The following is a 22,450-nucleotide window of genomic DNA, read 5'->3' as shown; positions in this document are numbered from 1 at the left end:
TCTATTCCACTGAATTTTCTTTTGACTGTACCATTAAAACCCAACAATAATCCTTTAAAATAGTCACTATTGAAATGCAATTTATATAGTCTTCAGATTTTAGAAAATCCTTCATTTCTTTGGAAATAAAATGTTCTAGTTCTTGTAAATATCCATGTAACTTAAATAAATCTATGACCCATTCTTCATCTTTATAAGTTGGAATAAAAGAACCTTCAGGATATAGACTGGCAACATATGACTTTTTGTCTTCCAACCAATTTTCAATTTCCTGTATCAGATCCAACTTGTCTGAAGCTAAAGTCTCCATAGTCATTGTCTGAACTATAACTAAGATAGTATTTAAAGCCCCTACTAACTCCATCTTTCCTATATGATGGCTTTTCTTTTGCAAAGTCAGAATATGGCTTATTATAATATCAAATTTACCTTGATAAGCTAAATGACTTTTCCATGTTTTCTGTTCTTTTATATTTTCTGCTTCGCTTACTTCCAACTGGCTCATTGGGAAGGCTGCTTCTTGATTCTCAATCTCAGATTCTTCTGGTATTTCCATATATTCAATAGTAATGTCCCTTAGATATTCTTTTGCAGAAGGTGTAATTACAGTCCCAGGTTCTAAAATCAAGAATTTTGTTTCTTTTAATTTTGTCGTACGGAGTAGTTTTTTTATTTTACTTTCCGTTAAAATGGCCATTAGTATTCACTTCCCCTCCATAAAGAAAAGGCTGGGCATAAGCTTTTATTATGCCTCAGCCTCACTTTGTATCTCCCAACTTTAAGCTTTCATCATTAGTATTTGAATCTGGTTATGATTGGGTATCGTATTTTGGTAAAATCACATCTACTTCCATATGTGGACGTGGTATTACATGAACAGATATTAATTCACCAACTGCTTCTGCCGCTGCTGCTCCAGCATCTGTTGCAGCTTTAACAGCTCCTACGTCTCCACGAACCATAACTGTTACTAATCCACCACCTACTTGTTCTTTTCCAATTAATGTCACATTTGCTGCTTTAACCATTGCATCTGCTGCCTCTACTGCTGCAACCAATCCTTTTGTTTCAATCATACCTAATGCGTTTGTATTAGCCATTATAATATCCTCCTAGATTTTTTATATTTTCATTTTATTACCAATGTTATTGTACTTTTCTTTACTTACTTTAATCTTTGTAAAACACGTTCAACTAATAAATCTACCAATTGATCCTTACTAAGTCCTAAATCTCCAACAGCTATAGAACTAACTTCTTCAAATATATCTTCTCCGCGTATTTCATCTAATGTCCTAACGCCATAAACTACTCGGCGAAGATTAAATAAATTTTGTGGTCCAACATTGTCGGAAGTAGAACTCCCTCCTACAGCTCCACAACCTAGTGTCAATGCAGGCATAAGGTTTGTAGTTGCTCCTATTCCACCTAATGTAGCCGAACAGTTTATTAGTAGACGTGAAACTGGTACTCTTAAGGCAAACTCTTCTGTAACTTTTTTGTTTGTTGTGTGAATAACCATGGTGTGTCCTGCACCTTCAAAATTTAAAATCTCAATACTTAGATCGCAGGCTTCTTCCCAAGTATTTACTGTATAAAAAGCTAAAATTGGTGATAATTTTTCCCTTGAAAAAGGTGCAAGATTACCAACACGTGTTTCTTCAGCAATGAGAACCTTTGCATTTTCTGGTACAGAAATGCCAGCTAATTCAGCAACAACTTGGGCAGTTCTTCCAACAATCCTCGGATTCATTGTACCGTTTGGTCGTAGAATATACTTTTCAAGTTTTAGGGCATCTTCTTTTGATAAAAAATAGCCTCCTTGTTTCTTGAATTCTGCAATTACTTTTTCTTTACTAATTTCTTCAACAATAATAGACTGTTCAGATGCGCAAACCGTACCATTATCAAATGTCTTAGATTCAATAATAAGCTCAATTGCTTTTTGAATATCTGCACTACGTTCTATAAATGCAGGTCCATTGCCTGGCCCAACTCCAATTGCTGGTGTTCCAGAGGAATATGCTGCACGAACCATTGCAGAACCACCAGTAGCAAGAATTAAGTCTGTATTTTCATTTTTCATTAATTCATTTGTTGCCTCTATTGTAACTGTTGTAATTACACTAATAGCACCATCTGGCAATCCAACATTTTTTCCTGCTTCATTTATAATGCCAACTGTTTCCTTGATACAATTTACTGCACTTGGATGAGGTGAAAATACAATAGCATTTCCTGCCTTAATGCTTATTAGTGATTTATAGATGACTGTTGATGTGGGGTTTGTTGAAGGAATAAGACCTGCAACCACTCCTACCGGAACAGCTACTTCCATATATTTAGCTTCTATATTATTTGTGATTATACCAACTGTTTTCATATTTTTAATTGCATTTAATAAATCTCTTGATGCAAAGGCATTTTTAAGGACTTTATCCTGCCATCTTCCAAATCCTGTTTCTTCTTGTGCCATTTTAGCTAACTTCACACGGTTATCAAAAGCTGCCTTTGCTATAGCCTTGCAAATGGTGTCAATTTGCTCTTGAGATAACTTTGCTATTTCTTTTTGCGCTTCTTTTGCTTTCTTCAGCAAATCTCTAGTCTCCTGAACCGAAACAAGGTCTTTATCTATCAATCCCATTAATACTCAACTCCTTTATCTAGCAATGCTTCAATAAGTACTGCTTTATTAGCAGATTTAATTTCTGATTCCTTTATGGTAGAAAGATTTAATTTATATGCAAGTGAACGTAAATCCGCCACTCTCATTTTTTCTAATTCTCTTTTATTAAAAGATGAATCTATAATTGTATCTCTTCCATGTTCCAAATTTTCTTGCAAAATTTCTTTTGATTCACTCAAAGGTCCCAGTAAAGTATCCTTTTTTTCTTCAATTATTTCATTTTTCCCTACTTCTTCTATAATGGGCTGATTTGATTCTCTTGAATCTGAAGGATTATCTTCTTTTTTGTCAAATGATTTCATCAACATCTGCTCAACTTGGTCATCCAAACGTGGAATAACATAGCTACTGATTAGACAATTCTTATCTGCCACTGCAATTTCACCTGCCTCCACTGATGATTTTACTGCTGAAACATCTCCAATAATATAAATCGTTGTCAATCCTCCACGGATTACTTCTCCTCCAAGTAGAATTACATTTGCCGCCTTTACAGCTTCATCTGCTGCTAGAATTGCTCCTAACTTTCCACGTACTTCAATTAACCCTAATGCTTTAGCCATATTAATCACCACCTAATAACTGGTTGGGCTATCAGCAACAGCTTCCACTGCTTTAGCAAATGCTTCACAGGCCGCCTTACAAGCAGATTGTGACCCTGTTAGTAATGCTCCTGCAAAGTTTGTTTCAGATGGTGGTCCATAAAATACACTCATTTTTACATCAGCAGCTTTCAAAGCCGCATCAATAGCTACAATTGCTTCAAGTGGTGGTGCTATTAAATAAGCAATAGCTTCTCCTTCTTTAACATTTGCTCCCTTTGAAAGATAAGAACCTGTTCTGGATACAGGATGAGCAAAATAAATTATTGAATTATCATCATTTGCACTATAAAAGCTAGCTTCATTTTCTATTACCTCAATAGCTCGGTCTAGACCACTTCGTATTTCTGATGGACTTGGACCTGCTAAAATTCCAATAACTTCTCCTGCTAATTTTGTAGAAGCATTAGCAGCTCCAGCATACATACTTCTTGCATATACAACTGCTACATCTGATGCCTTTGTAGCTTCATCTAGTGCTACATATGTTACATCATCAGAATCAGATGTGATAATCCCTAAACTTTTTTGGTTTGGTGCTAATTTTAATTCCTTTGCCAATCCATCATCAACATTTGGAATGATTTTTACACTTAGAACATTTGCACCTAATCGTTCGTTTTTCATTAGGAAACCTCCTTTTTAAATCTGGCAATCTTTATTTTTCCTTCAAATCTAATCCAGACGCTTTATTATCTAACATTCTCTTGATAATTTCAGCAATATATGCTCCTGCTTCTACTGCTGGAGTTCCTTGTCTATGAATATTGGAGACTACCGTTCTTCTAGCTTCTGGCATGCCAATTGTTGGTTTATAAGCTATATATGCACTCATGGATTCTGATGTAACAAGGCCTGGTCTTTCTCCGATTAAAAGACAGACTACATCTGCTCCTGTTGCTTCTCCAATTTGATCCATAGCTGGTACGCGACAATGTTTTATAAACACAACCTCTCCGAAATCAAATCCAAACATCTTAAGTCCTTGCCGTAAAGAAGGTAAAATATCTCTAATATTCGCCTCTATTGCTGCCGAACTTAAACCATCCCCAACGATAACTTGTATCTTCTGATTTGGCTGCACAGTTTTTTTTATTGTATTTATTGCTTCATCTGAAAACTTACGACCTAAATCTGGACGTGTAAGATATTCATCTTTATCCTTGCATTGGGTGCTAACCTCCACAAACCCAAGTTCTTTAACTAAATCTTCATTAACATAAGAGAATACAGCATCCTGAGCAGCAGCATGGTCAGCACGGAATCGAAGACTGGGTTCCGTCATATATCTTGTACCTGCCCTCCATAATCCCAAGCGAGCTGGTGTATATGATTTCATTTTTAAATAACCTTCTTTATCTACTGGATCTGGTACTAAAAATTGCTTCCGAATATCTACTTCTGTAATGTCTGGTATAAATCCCTCTTCAACTTCCTGAGGCTTAATAGATTGTATTGTACTTATACTTGCTTTTGTAGTATCATCATTTATAACTGGTGATACTTCATCTACCATTTCATTTAAAATTGATTTAATCATTTCTTTTAAGTTTAATTCGTCCATTAGTTATCCCTCCTCTTAGAAATATTTAATGCTTCAAGAATACAGATGCATCACCAGCTTTAGAAGTTAAACGTCCATTTTCACTGAATCCCATTTTTTCTAACCATTGGTCAAATTCTTTTATTGTTCGTTTATTCAATAATTGCCTAATTGATGCACCTTCATGGTAGCCTGTGGTTTGATAATTCAACATAATATCGTCACCATTTGGAATAGACATAATAAAGTTTACACCAGCTGTTGCAAGTAAAACTGTTAAGTTTTCAGCATCATTTTGATCGGCTTTCATATGGTTGGTGTAGCAAACATCACAACCCATTGAAATACCAGTTAACTTACCCATAAAGTGATCCTCCAGACCTGCACGAATAACCTGCTTAGAATCATACAGATACTCTGGTCCAATAAATCCAACAACTGTATTAACAAGGAATGGATCAAAATATTTTGCAAATCCATAACATCTAGCTTCCATAGTCAGCTGATCTACGCCATGATGTGCATCAGAGGAAAGTTCTGAACCTTGACCTGTCTCAAAGTACATAACATTTGGACCTACTGCAGTACCCAACTTCAAAGCCATATCCTTTGCTTCTGAAAGCATTTTTGCAGAAATTCCAAAGGCTGTATTTCCTTTTTCAGATCCTGCAATAGATTGGAATACCAATCCTGTTGGAGCCCCTTGCTCCATTGCCTCCATCTGAGTAGCCACGTGGGCTAAAACAACATGTTGTGTTGGTATTTCCCACTCATTAATAAAATCATTAAATTTATGAAGAATACGCTTTACACTTTCAGTTGTATCGTCTACTGGATTTAAACCTATTACTGCATCTCCAGATCCCATAGATAAGCCTTCCATAACTGAAGCCATGATGCCATCCACATTATCAGTAGTATGATTTGGTTGTAGACGAGTTGAAAAAGTTCCTGGAATACCAATTGTAGTATTGGCAGTCTTAGTTATTGTAATCTTTTGAGCACCTAGTATTAAGTCTAAGTTAGACATGATTTTTGTAACTGCTGCTACCATTTCAGAAGTCAAACCATTTGATATACGATGAATATCATAGTTTGTCGTATTACTATTTAAAATCCATTCTCTTAATTCAGCTACTGTCCAATTTTTAATCTTTTCATAAGTTTTAAGATTAATATTATCAATAATAATGCGCGTTACCTCATCCTTTTCATATGGCACTGCAGGGTTGTTAAATAAATCTGAAAGTGTTAATTGCGATAAAACAACTTTAGCTGCAACTCTTTCTTCAGCACTCTCTGCCGCAACTCCAGCTAAATTATCACCAGATTTTTCTTCATTAGCCTTCCCCATAACTTCCATTACAGATGAAAATTGATAGGTTTTTCCAAAAAGCTTTGTCTTTAAAATCATTGTACATCCTCCTTTTATCTTTAATTAAATACTAATGTCTTTACTACTACTGGTAAAACAGAACCTTCTGCAATGGGTTTTCCAATGTCGATATAATCTCCATTTCGCACATGAATACTATCTATACATACAAATGGATAATCTTTAGGCAGATGTTCATATAAGCTATGACCCAGTGCCTTCGCCATATCTTCTTTCACTATAATAACCAGTGGCAATTCCTCATGAATCAATAAATCTAAACCTTTTATTATTTCTTTTGCTAAATCTTGAATAAATTTGAAGGAAGGACTATGTACACCTTCTACGCCTAATCCAATAATTTGTACTTCTTCGTCTACTATGAACCATTTTACTTTTTCCTGAATAATATTTCCTAAATTCCCACAATTATACGTGCTTTCATCATCTTTGGATAACTGTAAAATGGGAATATTTTTAAGTGGAAGTATATCTTCTTTATAGGTGATTGTACTTCCAGAAACATCAGTGGTGTGTGATCCTGCTCCCACTACAGTTGCACGAATGGTTTCTACAGTTGGAATTACCTCAAGAGCTGTCATAAGGAGTGAACCGCTTATTTTCTTACCTAACAAAAGTCCAATATCACCATATACAAAAGGATTTTGTAAACTTTCTTTTGTAATGCCGTCTGCTACGCCACCTGAAAATGAAATACATTTAATTTTTAGATTTGTATTCAATGGTTTGTTAGTTATTAATAAGTCAAAATAAGGACTCTTTTTACCTAATCCAACGCTGTTTTCCAGCACCTGTACAAATATATCTAAAAGTTTATCTAATTCCTTAAGATTCATCTTTTCATTTAGATAAATATCTAAGTCTTCTTTTTTAATGATTTCCTTTACTTTTGGAGAAATATAACGAATGATTTCATTGCCGTCCACTTTTATCAAACGACCTCCAATATCAAAGCAAGCTGTATCCTCAATATCACCATCGTTAAATACTACTAAATTTGTTGTCCCACCTCCAATATCAAGGTTTACCGCAGTTGTATGTTGTCTCTCAGAATAGGAATAAGTGCCTGCTCCTTTCCCAGCAATAATACTCTCTAAATCAGGTCCAGCTGTTGCCACAACAAAATCTCCAGCAAAACCACTTAAAGCTTTAGCAACTGTCTGGGCATTTTCCCTTCGAACTGTTTCCCCAGTTATAATGATTGCCCCAGTCTGAATATCTGATTTTATAATACCTGCTCTTTTGTATTGCTGCTCTACAAATTCCTTTATACCATCAGAATCTATTAGATTATTTTCTAATATAGGAGTAAAGATAATATCACTTTTAAATATCACCTTTTTATCCGTAATGGAAACTCTTGGAATTGTAAAAACTGATGCCATGTTTTCAATTGAAAGTTCTGATAAAATTAATTGTGTTGTTGATGTTCCAATATCAATACCAACACTTAATAAAGTTTCTGCCATCTTATCTACTCCCTTTAAATATGTTGTATATTTAAAAACTTTTTTAAAAAATAAACGCTTAATAAAAGGTCTATAATTGTCCCCTTATTAAGCTCCTTTGCTTTTATCTATGACATGATTATCATAGTTTATATATTTATTTTAAATGTAATTTAGGTACTAGATAAAGGTACAACCGTAAAATCTAAAAGACTTTCCATAGTTTCTAAAATGTTTTCTAAAGCAATCTTAACTGAAGAAACATCCCCAATTATAACTACTGCACCTGAGAATCTATCAACAAAACCAATTTCTATTTCAGCAGACTTTGTTGCTATATCAACAGCGATAATTGATGCTTCGCTTGGTGTTATAGTTAAAATTCCCACTGCTTCATTTCCAGATTGTACTATCCCCATCTTTTGATATAATTCTAAATCAGCCTTTGCAATAACATGAGCAACAGTGATTTGTTTGCCAGGAACATATTCCTGTATAATTCTTTCATTTCCCTCCAAGTAATCACCTCATTTAATTAAAGTTTATATAAATGATTTCCCTAGAATACTAATTACATCTTCTCTAGTTGGAGTAATAGGGTTGGTTTCTGTACAACGATCTGCCAAAGCAGCTTCTGCTATTACATTTTTATCTGATTCAAATTGTTTCTTACTAACTCCCCATTCAGAAAGACTCTTTGGAATGGAAAGTCTCTTTTCAAGTGCAAGAATTGCATTTACTAGACTTCGTACACCCATTTGTGTATTTCCAGCATTTAATCCTAAAAATTTAGCTATTTCTGCATACCGATTTGCAGCGGGGGTAGTATTCTTAGTATAATTTCCTTTGATAACTCCTGCATTATAGCAAATAACATTTGGTAATAAAATACCATTTATTCTTCCATGTGGAATATGCCAACGTGCTCCTGCTGCATGTGCTATACCATGGTTTAACCCTAGTGAAGCTATGTTAAAGGCCATTCCAGCCATTGTTGATGCCATATGCATTTTTTCACGTGCTTCTTTATCGTTTCCATCTTTATAAGCCCTCTCTAAATAAGTGAATACATAGCGTATAGCTTTTTCACTTAAAGCATCAGAAATATCATTGGCACTAGTAGAAACATAAGCTTCTATAGCGTGAGTAAGAACATCAATACCCGTATCAGCAGTTTGCTTAGGTGGTAAACCTGCAACAAGACCAGAATCTAAAATAGCTTCGTCTGGCAATATTTCATCTGTAATCAATGGATATTTTGTTCCCTTTTCATCATCGGTGATAATGGAGAAATTTGTAACCTCTGAGCCTGTTCCACTTGTTGTAGGAATAGCAATAAATCGTATCTGATTAAATCTCTCGGTCAATTTACCAAAATAAAACATAGCTTTTGCTGCGTCTATAGCAGAGCCACCACCTATTGCTAATAAAATGGTGACTGGAAAATCCTTACTATATTCTAACCCAGCAACAATATTATCAATTGGGGGATCTGGAATAACTTCAGAAAATACCATTATTTCTGTGCTGCTATCAATATAACTTTTAATGCGTGAAAGTAAATCTGATGAAGCAATAAAAGAATCGGTTACTATCAAAATCTTTTCATTCTTGAAATCTGATAGTCTTTCCAGACTCTCTTCACCTATATATAACGTTGTTCCAAATCTTATTTTTTGCATAGCTACTACTCCTTTCCAACAAAAAATCCATAGGAAAATATATTTTTAGTTATTATAAATCTTCTTTTTTCAAATTTATATGGAATACCTTTCCACTTCTTTCATAAAGTACATCTTCTATGCCTTCATTTGCATTTACAACACGTGCTAATGAAAAAAAGTAATCTGATAAGCGATTAATAAATATCAAAACCTCTTCATTCATATCATTAGTCCATTGGAATGTTACTATCTCTCTTTCTGCCCTTCTAGCAATTGTTCTACAAATATGTAAAATACTTGCTACCTGTGAACCACCTGGCAAAATAAACGACTCTACTTCTTTGGGAATACCTGCATAATCATCAATACATTTTTCAATCCACTGTGTCAAATCAGATGTAACTCTATATATTCCTTTTCCTGCTGGTGTCGCTAAATCGTTGCCACAATCAAATAAATACTGTTGAATCTGTGTCAATTCGTTTTTCAAAGAATCATTATTCTTTATAAGTGTAATAGCATATCCTACGAAACTATTTAGTTCATCAATAGTTCCATATGCTTTTATACGTTCACTATCTTTTGCTAATTGAATACCACCAATTATCTTAGTATAACCTTTATCACCAGTTCTAGTATAAATTTGCAAATTTATTCCTCCTCTTTAGAAAGATAAGCTATCAACTCTGCTATTCCTTCATCTTCAACAGCTGAGAGACGAAAGATTTTGTCAACACCTGCTAGCTCTAATCTTTTCTCAGCATTTATAATAGCTTCTTCATTTGGTGCTAGATCTATCTTTGTAATAATCCCTATACATGGTTTCGTAAAATTTTGTGCAAAATAGGGAGAAAATGTCTGTCCTAATTCTGTAACGCTGCAGACAAACCCAATAACATCTGAACTAGCAGCCATCATTTGCAAAGCACTATAAAATCTTCTATGCAGGACAAACTCACCTGGTGTATCTATCATCTGAGAATAGAACTCAACTGATTGTGTTTTTTTATATTTAATTGTCTCTCCTTGAATTCTTTGGCAAAGGGTGGTTTTCCCACTTCCAACTGATCCAATTAACATGATTTTTTTCATTTTTTATACCTACCTATTAAGTTCTTGTTATTTTGGGGACAGAAAACTGCATAAGATCTCTTAGAGAAGTGACAACCTGTTCCATAGCAGATTGTATAGCTGATACATCTCCTAAAATAAATACTGAACCACTGAATCTATCAACAAATCCTATTTTAATAGGTGCAGTCTTCTTAGCTATATCCACAGCAATGATTGCAACCTCTGGTGGAGTTATGGTTAAAATACCAATTGCATGATACTTTTCGTCATTTAAGCCTAATTTTTCAAAGATTCGATCATCTGGATTTGCTATGATATGTGCCAACGTCACTTGTTTTCCTGGTACTGATTCAAATATCTTTCTTTCTAATATATTCATTGATTCCCTCTTTTCATAATAAAAGCACAACACCATTGTTTATACTATATTTTTTGCTTTATAATGCAAAAATAAATATCTCTTTTTAACTCTAAAATCTTTTATATAAAGCATAGGGTAACCAAGTTTATATCTCATTATTCTTTTTCAAGACATTTTATCAGTATTTGGTTTTGGATTAATATAAAACAAATGCACTAGGACTTTTTTGTCTTAGTGCATTTATAGTTTTAATTTTATATAATTTTCACATATAATATTTAGCATGTTTACAATGTATGAAATGAACAAAATGCTACTGATCCCTTGACTAGCTAGATAGGCACAGATGTGTCTGATATGCAGGTAATTCTGATTTACATTCACTTTTATTAGCATAAGAAAAACGTATAAACCCCTTATTTTCTAAATATATCATTATATCGACAAATGTATACAAACCATGTAATACATGCTGTTAATAACGTCAGTGAAATTAAAGCTGTAATAATACTATATGTTTGCCAAATAAGTATCGTTGACCAATTGTATCCCATAAACATTGGGAAAACCCAGCATATTATAGTAACTATTAAACAAATAACAGCCACGATTATGCTCTTTTTTGGTATTGGCTGCTGCTTATTCATTTTCTTTCTGCGTAATCCTAAAAGAAAGAACAGAACAGCCAACATACAGCAAATAATTGTGGCAAACGACAAAGTGATGTCAAAAAACTGTGTGCTGCTTATTTCATAGGACTGAGACATATTACCATCCAATATCTCCTTAACTTTTAACACTAAATTGGTGTTAGTATTTGCACCATTGGTCAACAAGCATATGCCCGTGCGTTGGTTTGGCAGTATTACCACTTCAGTTGCAAAATTGGGATTACCTCCCGTGTGTTCAATAATTGTTTGGTCAGAATTTACTGACCACCCTGCCCCATAAAACATTCCGTTGACATCCGAAACTGACATATCTCCCTGATGTGATGTCTTAACAACATCACAGAATACTTTGGGTATATCCTGCACAATACCCATCTGTATGCCCATCCAACGTGCCATATCTTTGGTGCAAGAAATGATGTAACCTGCAGGTTTATTCCCGGCATAATTCGGTGCATCATATGGGGTCGTCATAAAGAAGGAAGATCGGTAGCCCTGTGCCAATTGTCCAGTAGCTTGAGCATCTTCTTTATAAACATACGTCTGGTGTAGTCCTAACGGCTGAAACACTTGTTTTTTCATGTAGTCTTCATAGCTCTGACCCGACACAATCTCAATAACCATACCTAATACGTCATAATTAACAGTTCCATAATTATACTGCTCACCAGGATAGAAAGACAATTCAGCATCTACAAGCATTTCTATAGTTTTTTGCAACATATCTGGAGTATTTCCTTGTGGGATGTTTTGAAAGTGACTTTCATTTGTTAATCCACTAGTATGATGTAAAAAATTATTTAGTGTAATACTTCCCATATCAATAGGTTTCCCCTGATACTTTAATGTAAACCAAGGTAAATACTTTTGGATGGTGTCAGTCATTGACAGTAATCCTTGTTCTTCCATTAGCAGAATACCCATACCAGTAAAAGCTTTACTGACTGAAGCCAGCTCATATAGAGTATTCTCGCTTGCTGACTGTCCCTTTTCACGATCTGCATATCCTGAAGAAAAGTAGAGTACTTCATCCTTCACAAGTATTGAAATTGACATTCCTGGAACACCTGATATACGACAAGCATCATCCAACAATGTTTGTATTGAATTAGATTGCGAATCTGACAACGCATAACTTGGTGTTGCCAATCCTGAGAATAGTATAATTGACGCTATAACAAAAACAATAATATTTTTCATAGACCCTCCGTTTTGGAAAAATAATATGAGGATAATATAAATACTCTACGTTCACAGTTTACACCCATACTGAATAATTTGGGTTGCTTTTGCTAAGTCTTATTTATCTATATCGTCTGAAATTAGAGATAGTTATTCAGACATATCAGCAAGTTCCTCTGATGTATGTGTCTTGGCAATATTAAATTTTGTACCAACAACTGATGCACCGACCAATGCAATTAGTGAGCCTAGTGAAATAGCTCTTAATACAATAATTAATATGTTTATTTTACTCATTTCTGCATCATGTGATTTTACAATATCATCCAATGTTTTTGTTGGCATACCTACAAACAATAACCCTATTACATTGTTATTTTTATCTTTTATAGGCTGGTAGGCCGTATAATAACTTTCACCTAGTATTGCTGCCTCCCCTATATACAACTCACCATTTATTACTGTTTGATACGCATTATGGTCAGTACCTAAAAATGTATCTATTGCCCTTTCGTTTTCATCAGACATAATGTTTGTTGAAATTCTTTTAAAGTCATCTTTAACTTTAACAAAAATAGTAGACTTATCTCCTAAATCTTCTAATACAGAGTCTACCACACCAAATCTACCTTCTATACTGTTACCATCACTATCAAGTAAGGTTCCATCTCCTTGAGTTAATGTACCATAAGAGTTATTGATATATTTCATTGTTAAATTTATATTATTTTCAACATGCTTTTTTAGCAATTGATTTTTAATATCATTTATATTTTTTGTACTGTTTGAAAATCCTAATAAACCAACAATCATACTAGCTAACAAGGCTATCATCCCACAATATGCTATTAACTTTGTTTTGTTGATTTTCATAAATTATTCCCTCCCTTTTACCATTTACATTTCCTGCTTTGTATAACAAATGTTTAGCCTTCAGATTTTTCATCTAATCCTACAAATACTTTTTTAAATCCCAGCCATGCAAAACATGATATAGCAGCTATTGTACCGAGCCTTCCACCAATACCTATATATGCACTTTTAGCAGCTATAAAGAGTATTCCTGTCATTAAAGATATTACAGCCATTTCTAAAAGATTTAGTGCATTTTCAAGAGAAATCATTCCAGCATAAGAAGAACAAGCTGCAGCCGTTGCCAATACACCACCCGTTAAAGGAAAAAAATAGGGAAGCATAAGTCCCGATACCAAAGTTATGATAGCTGAAGCAATAACTGCACCTCTCTTTAAAATATTGGCTACTATATAAGTAGCCATGCCTGCAACTATTGATATTATTAAAATAATCACTTCTTCCATGTAATACCTCCTAACTAAAAATTCTGATTATTGTTTTCGTAATTATTGTAGACAATGCTGCTGTAGTTCCACCTTTTCCACCAATACCTGCGTAAATTTCCACAGTAGTTAAAAGAATTAAGCCCACTATTAAACCTCCTAGTGCAGCTGCCCCCATAGAGGGTATCACTGCCAATGAACTCATTCCAACAAATGATGATGTATATGTTATGCCAGCCAAATCGTTTGGAAGAAATATGGCAGCCATTACACCTACTAACCCATTGGCAATAACTGCTCCATATCCCATTTCATGATTTATAAACCATGTTAAAGTAACCCCTATAAATGAACATATTAAAACATATAAACTTTTCTTATTAACCTCGATTTTATCGTCTCTTCCTATTAAATTTTTAAAGTGATCTACTAAACTTATGGCAAAGAAACATCCAAAAATTATTAAAATTTCTGTCTTATAAAAATTTTCTTCATTAGCTGCTGTTGAAATAATTAAGCCTCCTCCAGTTGCAATAAATGCCATTAATCCTAATAACATTGTACTCCTTTTACCAAATAACTTTTTATTCATTTTACCGCTACCAAAGATTTACAAAAATCTATAACTTGAATGCTTTTGTAATATCTCCATTCCTTGGTAACTTCCCTCCTTTTATTTGTTTTATATTCTCCAAACATGATTATCAAATGTGATTATGCTATGTACCTTTAGTTTAATTTATATTCGTAATGACATTAAATTAGGAATACTGTAAACTATTAATATTTTAATTTCATTTTTAAATATCTTTCTAAAGTAGTAATGTGCATTGGATAAAATAGACCTTTATTACTTTCTAATAATCCTTTTAATTCTATTAACGGCATCCATCTAATATTTTTCGTTTCATTACTTTTGTTTAATAATTCTCCATCAGCATTACATATAAATATTTGCACCATTATTGGATATGTTCCTTGAATATTTTGGCTACAAGAAAATGGAGTATAGTTTAACACCTTATATCCATTAGATTCTTATAATATCTAGCAACAATAATATCTATTTTAACTACCAAGGTGTTTTTTTATCTAACCAACCATTTTCTTTCCAATAGTTTTGATCAACCTTATTCCAATTATTTGATTTTTGCATCATTCCCATTATAGTAAATATAAATTTTAGTCTAAAATTTGGACTTACCTTCCCTACTTTAGACTGTACCTTCGTAGAAAGTTTAGAAATATCATGTTCAATTGATTTTTTAACTTTATTTGGAACCATTTCCCAATTGGAAGCACTTACATTTTTACTATATTGGAAAACCTTAGGTATTCCAAGCCAAAACATTTGCTGTGCTAATGCTTTGGTAACCTTCCTAGCTCCTGCCCCTGCTGCTGTTGAAATCACAATCCCCACTTTATTAAACATAACTTGCTTTGGTCGATGGGAGAGCCACATATACCCAAAATGGTCAAATAAAGTTTTCAGTTGTCCTGTCATTTCAAAGCAATACGTTGGTGAATCAATAACAATAATATCAGATATTTCCATAGACTTAACAATTTTTTGTACCTTTTCTGCTTGTGGACAGGAATTCTCACTTTCATTAAAGCAATTATAACACCCAATACAATAGTTTGGTGTATCTCTTGGCATAAAATACTCATAAATTTCTTTGTTAGTATCTAAGATTTTATCAATTATTTGTTTGGTAATATTATAAGTACTCCCTTTATGTGATTGTCCATGAATTACTGTAATCTTTATCATCTCAGGGCCTCCAAATATCTATTTTATAGTTTCTTACCTTTCTACTTCTACCATTTTATCATTTAATTTATCTTATTTTAATATTTAATTAATTCCACTGCCCTGGAAATCTTAATTTTTGCAGTTGTGGAAACTTTTTATTATATTCTTCTACTTCTTCCTTTGGAAGATTCTCAAAGACTTCAGATCCATAGAATTTTCCTTTTATATCTTTCATACTACCTTCTACTAATTCAATTCCCATAAATGCATCAAAATTTTTACCATTTGAAGTTGTAATATTAAAATTATCACATGTTTTAAATCCTATTCTAGGATAATAATCTGGTTCTCCAAAAATTATAATTCCTTTATATCCTCTATTTGCAGCTAATTCCATTGTTTCTCTTAATAGCAACTCACCAACTCCACATCCCTGCCATTTAGGCTCTACACAAAGAGGTCCAAAGGTTATAATCTCATGTATATCTGATCCATCAATGACTCGGGCCTTTGAATACATTATACACCCTATTACCTCTCCATCTTTTACTGCTATTCTGCTTAACTCTGGAAGATAGTCTTTATCTTGGCGTAATTTATGCACAAGATAATGTTCATCACATCCCAGATGATGTTTATTCCAAAAAGCATGTTGTGTCATCAACTCTACACTATACCAATCTGATCTTGTCTCCATTCTAATTTCTATATCTTCTCTATTTAATCTTTTCTTTTCTTCAGGAAACCATCCAAATTCTAACCTTACTTCTTTTCTCTCCAAATCATTATTTCTGTAACAGCAAGTATCCATACCAATTAAGGTAAAACCTTCATGCTGATAAAAATCTATTGCATTAACATTACAAGATTGTGTTTCTAGTATAACGGCACGACGTCGTTCTCTTCTTGCTTGCTCCTTTGCCATCTCAATTAACCTATGACCTATTCCTTGCTTTTGATATTTTTCTGATACCCAAAGTTCTGTAATTCTTAGACGATTAGACCATAATTCTTGATTCGTTTCAATTGCAGCAATTAATTCATCCTTAACTAACACTCCCCAAGCATAAGCATTATCCCAATGATCCTCATATAACTTATCTGGAAAATCATATTCTTCTGGTGTATGAGTTACTGACTTGTTAAAATCTTTCTTTTCTATGTTAATATCAAATCCTTTATCTGTTTTATTAACTAAAACATCATAATATTTGTCTGTTGTATATCCTATTGGAATAACAGTCCCCTTCCATTTCTCTTTTGGTAAATATATAATTTCATATTCCATAGCTTCACACCCTTTATCTCATTGTCTTGATATAATTATATCTTTATCTTTATATAAAATAAAGTATACTTTCACTTTTCCTCTGACTAAGAACCACTTTGTTTATTATTTTTTGCATAAAAAGAAACGAAGTCTATGGATTATAAGTTAACAGAGTACTTCGCTTCTTCGGATTTTTATATTTAGTTTTATATTACCTTTAGTCCTCGGATCTTAGTATATTTATATCTTTTCCTTCCATAATCCTATTCATATTTCTCATAGAACACATTTTTCCACACATAGTACAACTATCTTGATGCTCTGGAGTAGATTCTTTTCTATATCTTCTAGCTTTTTCATCATCTATACTCAAATTAAACATTTCTTCCCAGTCTAATCTCTGTCTAGCCCTACTCATCTTTAAATCCCATTCATCTGCACCTTGTATTCCTTTAGCTAGATCCCCTGCATGTGCTGCTATCTTTGAAGCTATAATTCCTTCTTTCATATCTTCTAATGTAGGTAGTCTTAAATGCTCCGCCGGTGTCACATAACATAAAAAATCTACCCCATGACTTGCAGCTACAGCCCCGCCTATTGCTGAAGTTATATGATCATATCCTGGCGCTATGTCAGTGACTAGTGGACCCAATACATAGAAAGGTGCTCCATAACATAGTTTCTTTTCTAATAATACATTTGCCTCAATTTCATTTAATTTCATATGTCCTGGTCCTTCTATTATAATTTGTACATTTTTCTCCCAAGCTCTCTTTGTTAACTCTCCTAACACCATTAATTCTGCAATCTGCGGTGCATCTGTACCATCTGCTATACTACCTGGCCTCAAGGCATCGCCTAAGCTTATGGTCATATCATATTTTGCACATATATCTAGTAATTCATCATAGTATTCATAAAAAGGATTTTCCTTATTGTTTAATTCCATCCATGCATATAATAAAGAACCTCTGGATAGGTTACAATAAACTAGACAACTAAATTAAGGTCATGTAAACTAAAAATAGAAAAAGGAGAGAGTTTATATGACGAAAAGAGAAAGAAGAACCTATACCCCTGAATTCAAAGAACAAATGGTAAAACTATATGAAAGTGGTAAGTCTAAGAAAGATATTATAGCTGAATATGACTTAACACCTACTGCCTTTAATACCTGGATAAAAAGAAGCCAAACTACTGGATCCTTTAAGGAAAAAGATAATCGTTCCCCAGAAGAAAATGAATTAATAAAATTAAGGAAAGAAAACCAACAATTAAAAATGGAGAATGATATTTTAAAGCAAGCGGCGCTGATATTAGGACGAAAGTAGTTGTGATTAAGAATAATTCCCACAAATACAGTATATCAGCAATGTGTAAAGTCCTACAAATCCCTAGAAGTACTTATTACTATGAATCGAAAGTTAAAGAACCTACAGATGAAATAACACCAAAAGTAATAGAAATATTCAAAGCAAGTAGAAATAACTATGGTACCAGAAAAATTAAAGTAGAGCTTAAGAAAGCAGGTTATATAGTATCTAGAAGAAAAATAGGTAGAATAATGAAGCAAAATGGCTTAGTATCTAACTATACAATCGCCAAGTATAGGCCACATGTGAATAAATGTAATGAATCAAAAATTGCCAATGAACTAAATAGAGAATTTAATACAGATAAACCTTATTCAGCTGTAGTCAGTGATTTAACATATGTTAGAGTTAATAGAAAATGGAATTATGTATGTTTCTTAGTCGACCTATTTAACAGAGAAATAATTGGTTATAGTGCTGGTCCTAATAAAGATGCACCCCTAGTTTATAGAGCCTTTGCAAGGGTTAAAACTAGGTTAGATAATATTACTTTATTTCATACAGATAGAGGTAATGAATTTAAAAATAAAATAATAGATGAAGTCCTTGACACCTTTAATATTAGGCGTTCTTTAAGTATGAAGGGCTGTCCTCATGATAATGCCGTAGCCGAAGCAACATTTAAGATATTTAAAACTGAATTCGCCAATAACTATCATTTTGAAACCCTAGAGCAATTAGAAATTATGTTAGCTGATTATGTAAATTGGTTTAATAATATTAGGATACATGGAACACTAGGATATTTAAGCCCTAGACAGTATAAATTACATAACCTTAAAAAAACTGTCTAAATAAGTGTTGCCTTTCCAGATCTTTATCATATTCTTTTCTTAAGTGATGAATTAGTAAAATAGCTATTCCATATTTATCTGCTAGATTTTTTAATATGGTTAACTCATTATAGTCATTGGCATAATTATGATCCTTGCTTGTATTTCTTATCATTTGTAAGGTATCAATAATAATCAAAACAGTATCTGGATGTTCTTTTATGAAGTTTACTATCCTTTCTTCTAAATCACCACCCAGCATTGCATTTTCCGTACAGAAGTTTACCCTGTCTGTTACTTCATCTGTAATATCAAATAGTCTATTTTGAATTCTTATTTGACTATCTTCAAAACAAAGGTAAAGGGTAGTCCCTTCTTTAACCTTATTCTCCCAAACCTCCTCTCCTTTTGCTACTGCCACTGATAACCATAAAGCAAGCCAAGACTTTCCCACCTTTGGTGACCCTGCCAGAATATGAAGGCCCTCTGATAGTAGGTTTTCAATAATGAAGTTAATTGGTTTAAGTGGCATCGTCATTAAAGTTTCACCATCAATTGTATTAAATTTTTTTGTCATCTAAAATTCACCTCCTTACTTGTTTCCACATTTGAAGTCGATTTTTCAAGTCTAATTGGAATTTTTTTAAAAAGATGTCCCTTCTATCTGTTTCCACATTTAAACCTTGATTTTGAAGTCTAATCTAAAAAGTTTTTCAAACAAAAATATCCCTCTATATGTTTCCACATTTAGAGGGTCATTTACGAAGTCTAGATTTGAAAAAAGGTAAAAAAATAACCCAGATATTTTTTGCATCAAGGTTACCAAAAATATTTATCTTGGTTTAGATAATCTGTTTACTATTAATTAAATTTAAGCTATGCTTAAATACTCACTTTAACTATTCGGAAATATCGAATAGTTAAAGTGAGTATTAATACTAATTAAATATCTCATCAATTTTTCTTTTCAGAATATCCCTATCCCATAGTACAATATTATTTGATTGAGCTAATTCCAAAGCTGATTCTGTAAAATAGTTATTTGTTATTACCATTCCTTTGTTACAATTATAGTAATTCAACGATGTAAAAATTTCTTGTACTGCTTTATTTGTTACTTTACTAGAATAGCATTTTGCTTGAATTCCAATTCTACTACCATTTTTCTCTGCAATGACATCCATTCCTTGATCACCAGAGCCTTTTGTTATTTCTGTCATATAACCCATCTTTGTAAAAAGGAGACTAACAAATCGTTCAAACTCATGTCCATCCATTAAATCCACATCGTTAATTGAGTACTTTACACTTTTTTGTACCTGTCTATTAGTAAGTCTATTTTCAAATATTTCTAATTCAAGTTCTTCAATTTTTTGTAATATCTTTTCTATGAGGTAGATATTACACTGTACAAAATTTCTTTCTATCTCCGTTGGAAACATGTCTCTACCCATTAAATAATAGGTAAAAGAGCCTACAGTAACAATATTTTTAGTAGGAATATCTAAGCATCTACAATATGCATCCACATATTCACTCAGGTCAGTTGCTTGAATATCATCCTTAATATAAATACCATATTCGTTCTTCCAATACTCAGATATGAATTGAAGAGATGACTTTCTAATCAATTTCCATATAACCGAAGAATGATACTCCTCTGCGGTATTAATATATTTACCTGCAATTTTAACAAGTTTTTTGTAGTTCTCGTCAATAAAACTTTGTAAATTATTATAAAAATTAGCATCTCCCCTTAACTTGTCTATAATATTATCTCTCTGTTCCGAATTGCTATCTAGTAATTGTTGTGCAACAAAACTATTAAATGAAATTAAATGTTCAAAAGCAATATACAAATCCCTATCTAACAAAATATTTAACGGCATTATATTTAGGAAATTTTCAATTACTGCAATTAACTCTAAGGATACATTTTCAACTTCCTTAACTATTGTATTAACCTTTTGATTTACTTCTTCTAGGATTTCGTCATTAACAAAATTAAAATAATTGAGAATTTTATCCCTATCCCATGCATTTGTCACGAATACAGTACCATCTATATTTAGATTAAACAAAGTATTATTATTAATTGAAGTTACATTTATATACATAGGCCCTTCTTTTAAATTAGAAATAATATGGACGAAACCTTTTGTCTTAACCATTATATATCTTCCAATAATCAAGATTTCACACCTATAAAACCTTTCTTCATCTTCCTGCCAAAATTCTGTATCTTTAATATTTAAAATCCTTTGTTTCAAGTAGCTTCCAAAATAATTATCTTCAGTGTCTATTTTTGACAAATCCATGTCTTTTATAACCCTTAGTAATGATCTAAGAAACACAACCGAGTCAATTGCTTCTACTTCATAATGAAGAAATAATGATATTAATAGTCTGTCAATGTTCGCATCTTGCCCAGCTTGATGTAGCTTATGTATTTCATCTTTAAAATGCAACTTAATTTCAGAATAAAGTTTCCCGTTTAATATATTATTATCATCTAGCATAACTGTATCATCAACTTTACGGTCTCCTGATAATCGTTTTGCCAGTAATGACTTTAAATCTTTAATGTTTAATTTATCATTGCTTAAACCAGTATTAAAAAGATACATGCTAACATATCTTAGACGTATTTCTTCCATCATATCATTAGAATCGGTGTATTTTAAATAAGTATCCAATACGTCGTTAATGCTTTTACAATTTACAAACTTGTCCTTATAAAATAATTTATATTTAATTAGTTTTTCAGTAGATTTTTGAGCTGGCTTTTCAAGAGTTAAATTATCATCGTTAACAGATGCACCTTTAGTAATTTGAATTTCCTCATCTAGCCCTTGTTGCTTTAATTCATTTTCTATATCTGTTTCTGATAACCTTTTTGTCAGTAATGACTTTAAATCTATGATTTCTAATTTATCATTACTCAAACTAGTGTTAAAAAGATACATGCTAACATATCTTAGACGTATTTCATCCATAATATTATCAGAATCTGTGTATTTTAAATAGGTATCTAATACTTCATTAATACTTTTACATTTTAGAAAATTGTCCCTGTAGAATAGTTTATATTCAGTAAACTTTTCAGTAGTTTTTTTAGCTGGCTTTTCAAGAGTTAAATTATCATCGTTAACGAGTGTACCTTTAGTAATTTGAATTTCCTCATCTACATGTTGCTTTAATTCATTTTCTATATCCATTGACATGTTATTTTCATGTGTAATTAAGCTTTGTAACTCTTTCTTAGGCACAGCATTGGTCACCAACTTTTTTTCTCTATTTCTCATATTTTCATTATTTTTACTAAGACCTTTAAATAAGTTTTTAAACATAAT

Annotated in this window: 23 protein-coding genes and 1 pseudogene; 1 reads left to right on the top strand and 23 read right to left on the bottom strand. The window is 32.6% G+C overall.

The window, feature by feature from the left end:
- Window position 1: 1 nt before the first annotated feature.
- From FYJ83_RS07170 to FYJ83_RS07065, 21 genes and pseudogenes are all read right to left on the bottom strand, one after another.
- Complete coding sequence (locus tag FYJ83_RS07170) at window positions 2–697, bottom strand: hypothetical protein (protein ID WP_154439650.1); 696 nt, start codon at window positions 695–697, stop codon at window positions 2–4.
- Between the two features lie 112 nt (window positions 698–809).
- Window positions 810–1,100 (bottom strand): BMC domain-containing protein, encoded by a 291-nt coding sequence (locus tag FYJ83_RS07165; protein ID WP_094899924.1) that lies wholly within the window; start codon window positions 1,098–1,100, stop codon window positions 810–812.
- A 65-nt stretch (window positions 1,101–1,165) separates the two neighbouring features.
- A complete protein-coding gene (locus tag FYJ83_RS07160) occupies window positions 1,166–2,644 on the bottom strand; it encodes an acetaldehyde dehydrogenase (acetylating) (protein ID WP_154439649.1) in 1,479 nt (492 codons plus the stop codon).
- A complete protein-coding gene (locus FYJ83_RS07155) occupies window positions 2,644–3,249 on the bottom strand; it encodes a BMC domain-containing protein (RefSeq protein ID WP_154439648.1) in 606 nt (201 codons plus the stop codon). Before FYJ83_RS07155 ends, FYJ83_RS07160 begins: the two co-directional genes overlap by 1 nt.
- Window positions 3,250–3,261: 12 nt before the next feature.
- Window positions 3,262–3,915 (bottom strand): ethanolamine utilization microcompartment protein EutL, encoded by a 654-nt coding sequence (gene eutL, locus FYJ83_RS07150; protein WP_154439647.1) that lies wholly within the window; start codon window positions 3,913–3,915, stop codon window positions 3,262–3,264.
- Window positions 3,916–3,946: 31 nt separating this feature from the next.
- Window positions 3,947–4,852: an ethanolamine ammonia-lyase subunit EutC gene (gene eutC, locus FYJ83_RS07145; protein WP_154439646.1), complete on the bottom strand. Its 906-nt coding sequence runs from the start codon at window positions 4,850–4,852 to the stop codon at window positions 3,947–3,949.
- Between the two features lie 25 nt (window positions 4,853–4,877).
- Window positions 4,878–6,245, bottom strand: coding sequence for an ethanolamine ammonia-lyase subunit EutB (locus FYJ83_RS07140; protein ID WP_154439645.1), 1,368 nt, complete (start codon window positions 6,243–6,245; stop codon window positions 4,878–4,880).
- A gap of 20 nt (window positions 6,246–6,265) precedes the next feature.
- The gene (gene eutA, locus FYJ83_RS07135) at window positions 6,266–7,696 is read right to left on the bottom strand and encodes an ethanolamine ammonia-lyase reactivating factor EutA (protein ID WP_154439644.1); all 1,431 of its coding nucleotides are present in this window, start codon (window positions 7,694–7,696) and stop codon (window positions 6,266–6,268) included.
- Window positions 7,697–7,848: 152 nt separating this feature from the next.
- Window positions 7,849–8,193 (bottom strand): BMC domain-containing protein, encoded by a 345-nt coding sequence (locus FYJ83_RS07130; protein WP_154439643.1) that lies wholly within the window; start codon window positions 8,191–8,193, stop codon window positions 7,849–7,851.
- Between the two features lie 24 nt (window positions 8,194–8,217).
- Window positions 8,218–9,357, bottom strand: a complete 1,140-nt coding sequence (locus tag FYJ83_RS07125) for a 1-propanol dehydrogenase PduQ (RefSeq protein WP_154439642.1) — start codon at window positions 9,355–9,357, stop codon at window positions 8,218–8,220.
- Between the two features lie 52 nt (window positions 9,358–9,409).
- Entirely contained in the window at window positions 9,410–9,988 is a 579-nt protein-coding gene (locus FYJ83_RS07120; protein WP_154439641.1) for a cob(I)yrinic acid a,c-diamide adenosyltransferase, read from the bottom strand.
- Between the two features lie 2 nt (window positions 9,989–9,990).
- Complete coding sequence (locus FYJ83_RS07115) at window positions 9,991–10,431, bottom strand: EutP/PduV family microcompartment system protein (protein ID WP_154439640.1); 441 nt, start codon at window positions 10,429–10,431, stop codon at window positions 9,991–9,993.
- A gap of 16 nt (window positions 10,432–10,447) precedes the next feature.
- On the bottom strand, window positions 10,448–10,792 hold the full coding sequence (locus FYJ83_RS07110) for a BMC domain-containing protein (protein ID WP_154439639.1): 345 nt from the start codon (window positions 10,790–10,792) through the stop codon (window positions 10,448–10,450).
- Window positions 10,793–11,190: 398 nt separating this feature from the next.
- A complete protein-coding gene (locus tag FYJ83_RS07105; RefSeq protein WP_154439638.1) occupies window positions 11,191–12,645 on the bottom strand; it encodes a serine hydrolase domain-containing protein in 1,455 nt (484 codons plus the stop codon).
- A gap of 132 nt (window positions 12,646–12,777) precedes the next feature.
- Window positions 12,778–13,500, bottom strand: coding sequence for a Cache 3/Cache 2 fusion domain-containing protein (locus FYJ83_RS07100; protein WP_154439637.1), 723 nt, complete (start codon window positions 13,498–13,500; stop codon window positions 12,778–12,780).
- Window positions 13,501–13,553: 53 nt separating this feature from the next.
- Window positions 13,554–13,946, bottom strand: coding sequence for a hypothetical protein (locus tag FYJ83_RS07095; RefSeq protein WP_154439636.1), 393 nt, complete (start codon window positions 13,944–13,946; stop codon window positions 13,554–13,556).
- Window positions 13,947–13,956: 10 nt separating this feature from the next.
- On the bottom strand, window positions 13,957–14,517 hold the full coding sequence (locus FYJ83_RS19635; protein ID WP_195837942.1) for a hypothetical protein: 561 nt from the start codon (window positions 14,515–14,517) through the stop codon (window positions 13,957–13,959).
- A gap of 188 nt (window positions 14,518–14,705) precedes the next feature.
- Complete coding sequence (locus tag FYJ83_RS07085; protein WP_229768523.1) at window positions 14,706–14,888, bottom strand: hypothetical protein; 183 nt, start codon at window positions 14,886–14,888, stop codon at window positions 14,706–14,708.
- Window positions 14,889–14,997: 109 nt separating this feature from the next.
- Window positions 14,998–15,699, bottom strand: coding sequence for a flavodoxin family protein (locus FYJ83_RS07080; RefSeq protein WP_154439634.1), 702 nt, complete (start codon window positions 15,697–15,699; stop codon window positions 14,998–15,000).
- A gap of 88 nt (window positions 15,700–15,787) precedes the next feature.
- Complete coding sequence (locus tag FYJ83_RS19925) at window positions 15,788–16,969, bottom strand: GNAT family N-acetyltransferase (RefSeq protein WP_216585094.1); 1,182 nt, start codon at window positions 16,967–16,969, stop codon at window positions 15,788–15,790.
- 199 nt (window positions 16,970–17,168) lie between these two features.
- Window positions 17,169–17,921 (bottom strand): annotated as a pseudogene (locus tag FYJ83_RS07065) (phosphomethylpyrimidine synthase ThiC); the annotation flags it as partial.
- Window positions 17,922–17,997: 76 nt separating this feature from the next.
- Between FYJ83_RS07065 and FYJ83_RS07060 the strand changes: the two are divergent.
- A protein-coding gene (locus tag FYJ83_RS07060) for an IS3 family transposase (protein WP_154439633.1) occupies window positions 17,998–19,118 on the top strand; the annotation gives its coding sequence in 2 pieces (ribosomal slippage) (window positions 17,998–18,247 and window positions 18,247–19,118; 1,122 coding nt in all).
- Here FYJ83_RS07060 and FYJ83_RS07055 read toward each other — a convergent pair.
- On the bottom strand, window positions 19,102–19,674 hold the full coding sequence (locus FYJ83_RS07055) for an AAA family ATPase (protein WP_229768522.1): 573 nt from the start codon (window positions 19,672–19,674) through the stop codon (window positions 19,102–19,104). The two genes, FYJ83_RS07060 and FYJ83_RS07055, sit on opposite strands and share 17 nt — an antisense overlap.
- Window positions 19,675–20,035: 361 nt before the next feature.
- The gene (locus FYJ83_RS07050) at window positions 20,036–22,447 is read right to left on the bottom strand and encodes a restriction endonuclease (RefSeq protein ID WP_154439632.1); all 2,412 of its coding nucleotides are present in this window, start codon (window positions 22,445–22,447) and stop codon (window positions 20,036–20,038) included.
- Between the last annotated feature and the right edge of the window lie 3 nt (window positions 22,448–22,450).

The sequence above is a fragment of the Tissierella pigra genome, assembly GCF_009695605.1.
GTDB classification, from domain to species: Bacteria; Bacillota; Clostridia; order Tissierellales; family Tissierellaceae; genus Tissierella; species Tissierella pigra.
This window is presented reverse-complemented; position numbering and strand designations above follow the sequence as displayed.

Excerpts from the sequence above, each read along its gene's own strand:
- FYJ83_RS07170 (WP_154439650.1), bottom strand. The coding sequence starts at position 697 with ATGGCCATTTTAACGGAAAGTAAAATAAAAAAACTACTCCGTACGACA.
- FYJ83_RS07165 (WP_094899924.1), bottom strand. The coding sequence starts at position 1,100 with ATGGCTAATACAAACGCATTAGGTATGATTGAAACAAAAGGATTGGTT.
- FYJ83_RS07160 (WP_154439649.1), bottom strand. The coding sequence starts at position 2,644 with ATGGGATTGATAGATAAAGACCTTGTTTCGGTTCAGGAGACTAGAGAT.
- FYJ83_RS07155 (WP_154439648.1), bottom strand. The coding sequence starts at position 3,249 with ATGGCTAAAGCATTAGGGTTAATTGAAGTACGTGGAAAGTTAGGAGCA.
- eutL (WP_154439647.1), bottom strand. The coding sequence starts at position 3,915 with ATGAAAAACGAACGATTAGGTGCAAATGTTCTAAGTGTAAAAATCATT.
- eutC (WP_154439646.1), bottom strand. The coding sequence starts at position 4,852 with ATGGACGAATTAAACTTAAAAGAAATGATTAAATCAATTTTAAATGAA.
- FYJ83_RS07140 (WP_154439645.1), bottom strand. The coding sequence starts at position 6,245 with ATGATTTTAAAGACAAAGCTTTTTGGAAAAACCTATCAATTTTCATCT.
- eutA (WP_154439644.1), bottom strand. The coding sequence starts at position 7,696 with ATGGCAGAAACTTTATTAAGTGTTGGTATTGATATTGGAACATCAACA.
- FYJ83_RS07125 (WP_154439642.1), bottom strand. The coding sequence starts at position 9,357 with ATGCAAAAAATAAGATTTGGAACAACGTTATATATAGGTGAAGAGAGT.
- FYJ83_RS07115 (WP_154439640.1), bottom strand. The coding sequence starts at position 10,431 with ATGAAAAAAATCATGTTAATTGGATCAGTTGGAAGTGGGAAAACCACC.
- FYJ83_RS07110 (WP_154439639.1), bottom strand. The coding sequence starts at position 10,792 with ATGAATATATTAGAAAGAAAGATATTTGAATCAGTACCAGGAAAACAA.
- FYJ83_RS07105 (WP_154439638.1), bottom strand. The coding sequence starts at position 12,645 with ATGAAAAATATTATTGTTTTTGTTATAGCGTCAATTATACTATTCTCA.
- FYJ83_RS07100 (WP_154439637.1), bottom strand. The coding sequence starts at position 13,500 with ATGAAAATCAACAAAACAAAGTTAATAGCATATTGTGGGATGATAGCC.
- FYJ83_RS07095 (WP_154439636.1), bottom strand. The coding sequence starts at position 13,946 with ATGGAAGAAGTGATTATTTTAATAATATCAATAGTTGCAGGCATGGCT.
- FYJ83_RS19635 (WP_195837942.1), bottom strand. The coding sequence starts at position 14,517 with ATGAATAAAAAGTTATTTGGTAAAAGGAGTACAATGTTATTAGGATTA.
- FYJ83_RS07085 (WP_229768523.1), bottom strand. The coding sequence starts at position 14,888 with ATGGTGCAAATATTTATATGTAATGCTGATGGAGAATTATTAAACAAA.
- FYJ83_RS07080 (WP_154439634.1), bottom strand. The coding sequence starts at position 15,699 with ATGATAAAGATTACAGTAATTCATGGACAATCACATAAAGGGAGTACT.
- FYJ83_RS19925 (WP_216585094.1), bottom strand. The coding sequence starts at position 16,969 with ATGGAATATGAAATTATATATTTACCAAAAGAGAAATGGAAGGGGACT.
- FYJ83_RS07055 (WP_229768522.1), bottom strand. The coding sequence starts at position 19,674 with ATGACAAAAAAATTTAATACAATTGATGGTGAAACTTTAATGACGATG.
- FYJ83_RS07050 (WP_154439632.1), bottom strand. The coding sequence starts at position 22,447 with ATGTTTAAAAACTTATTTAAAGGTCTTAGTAAAAATAATGAAAATATG.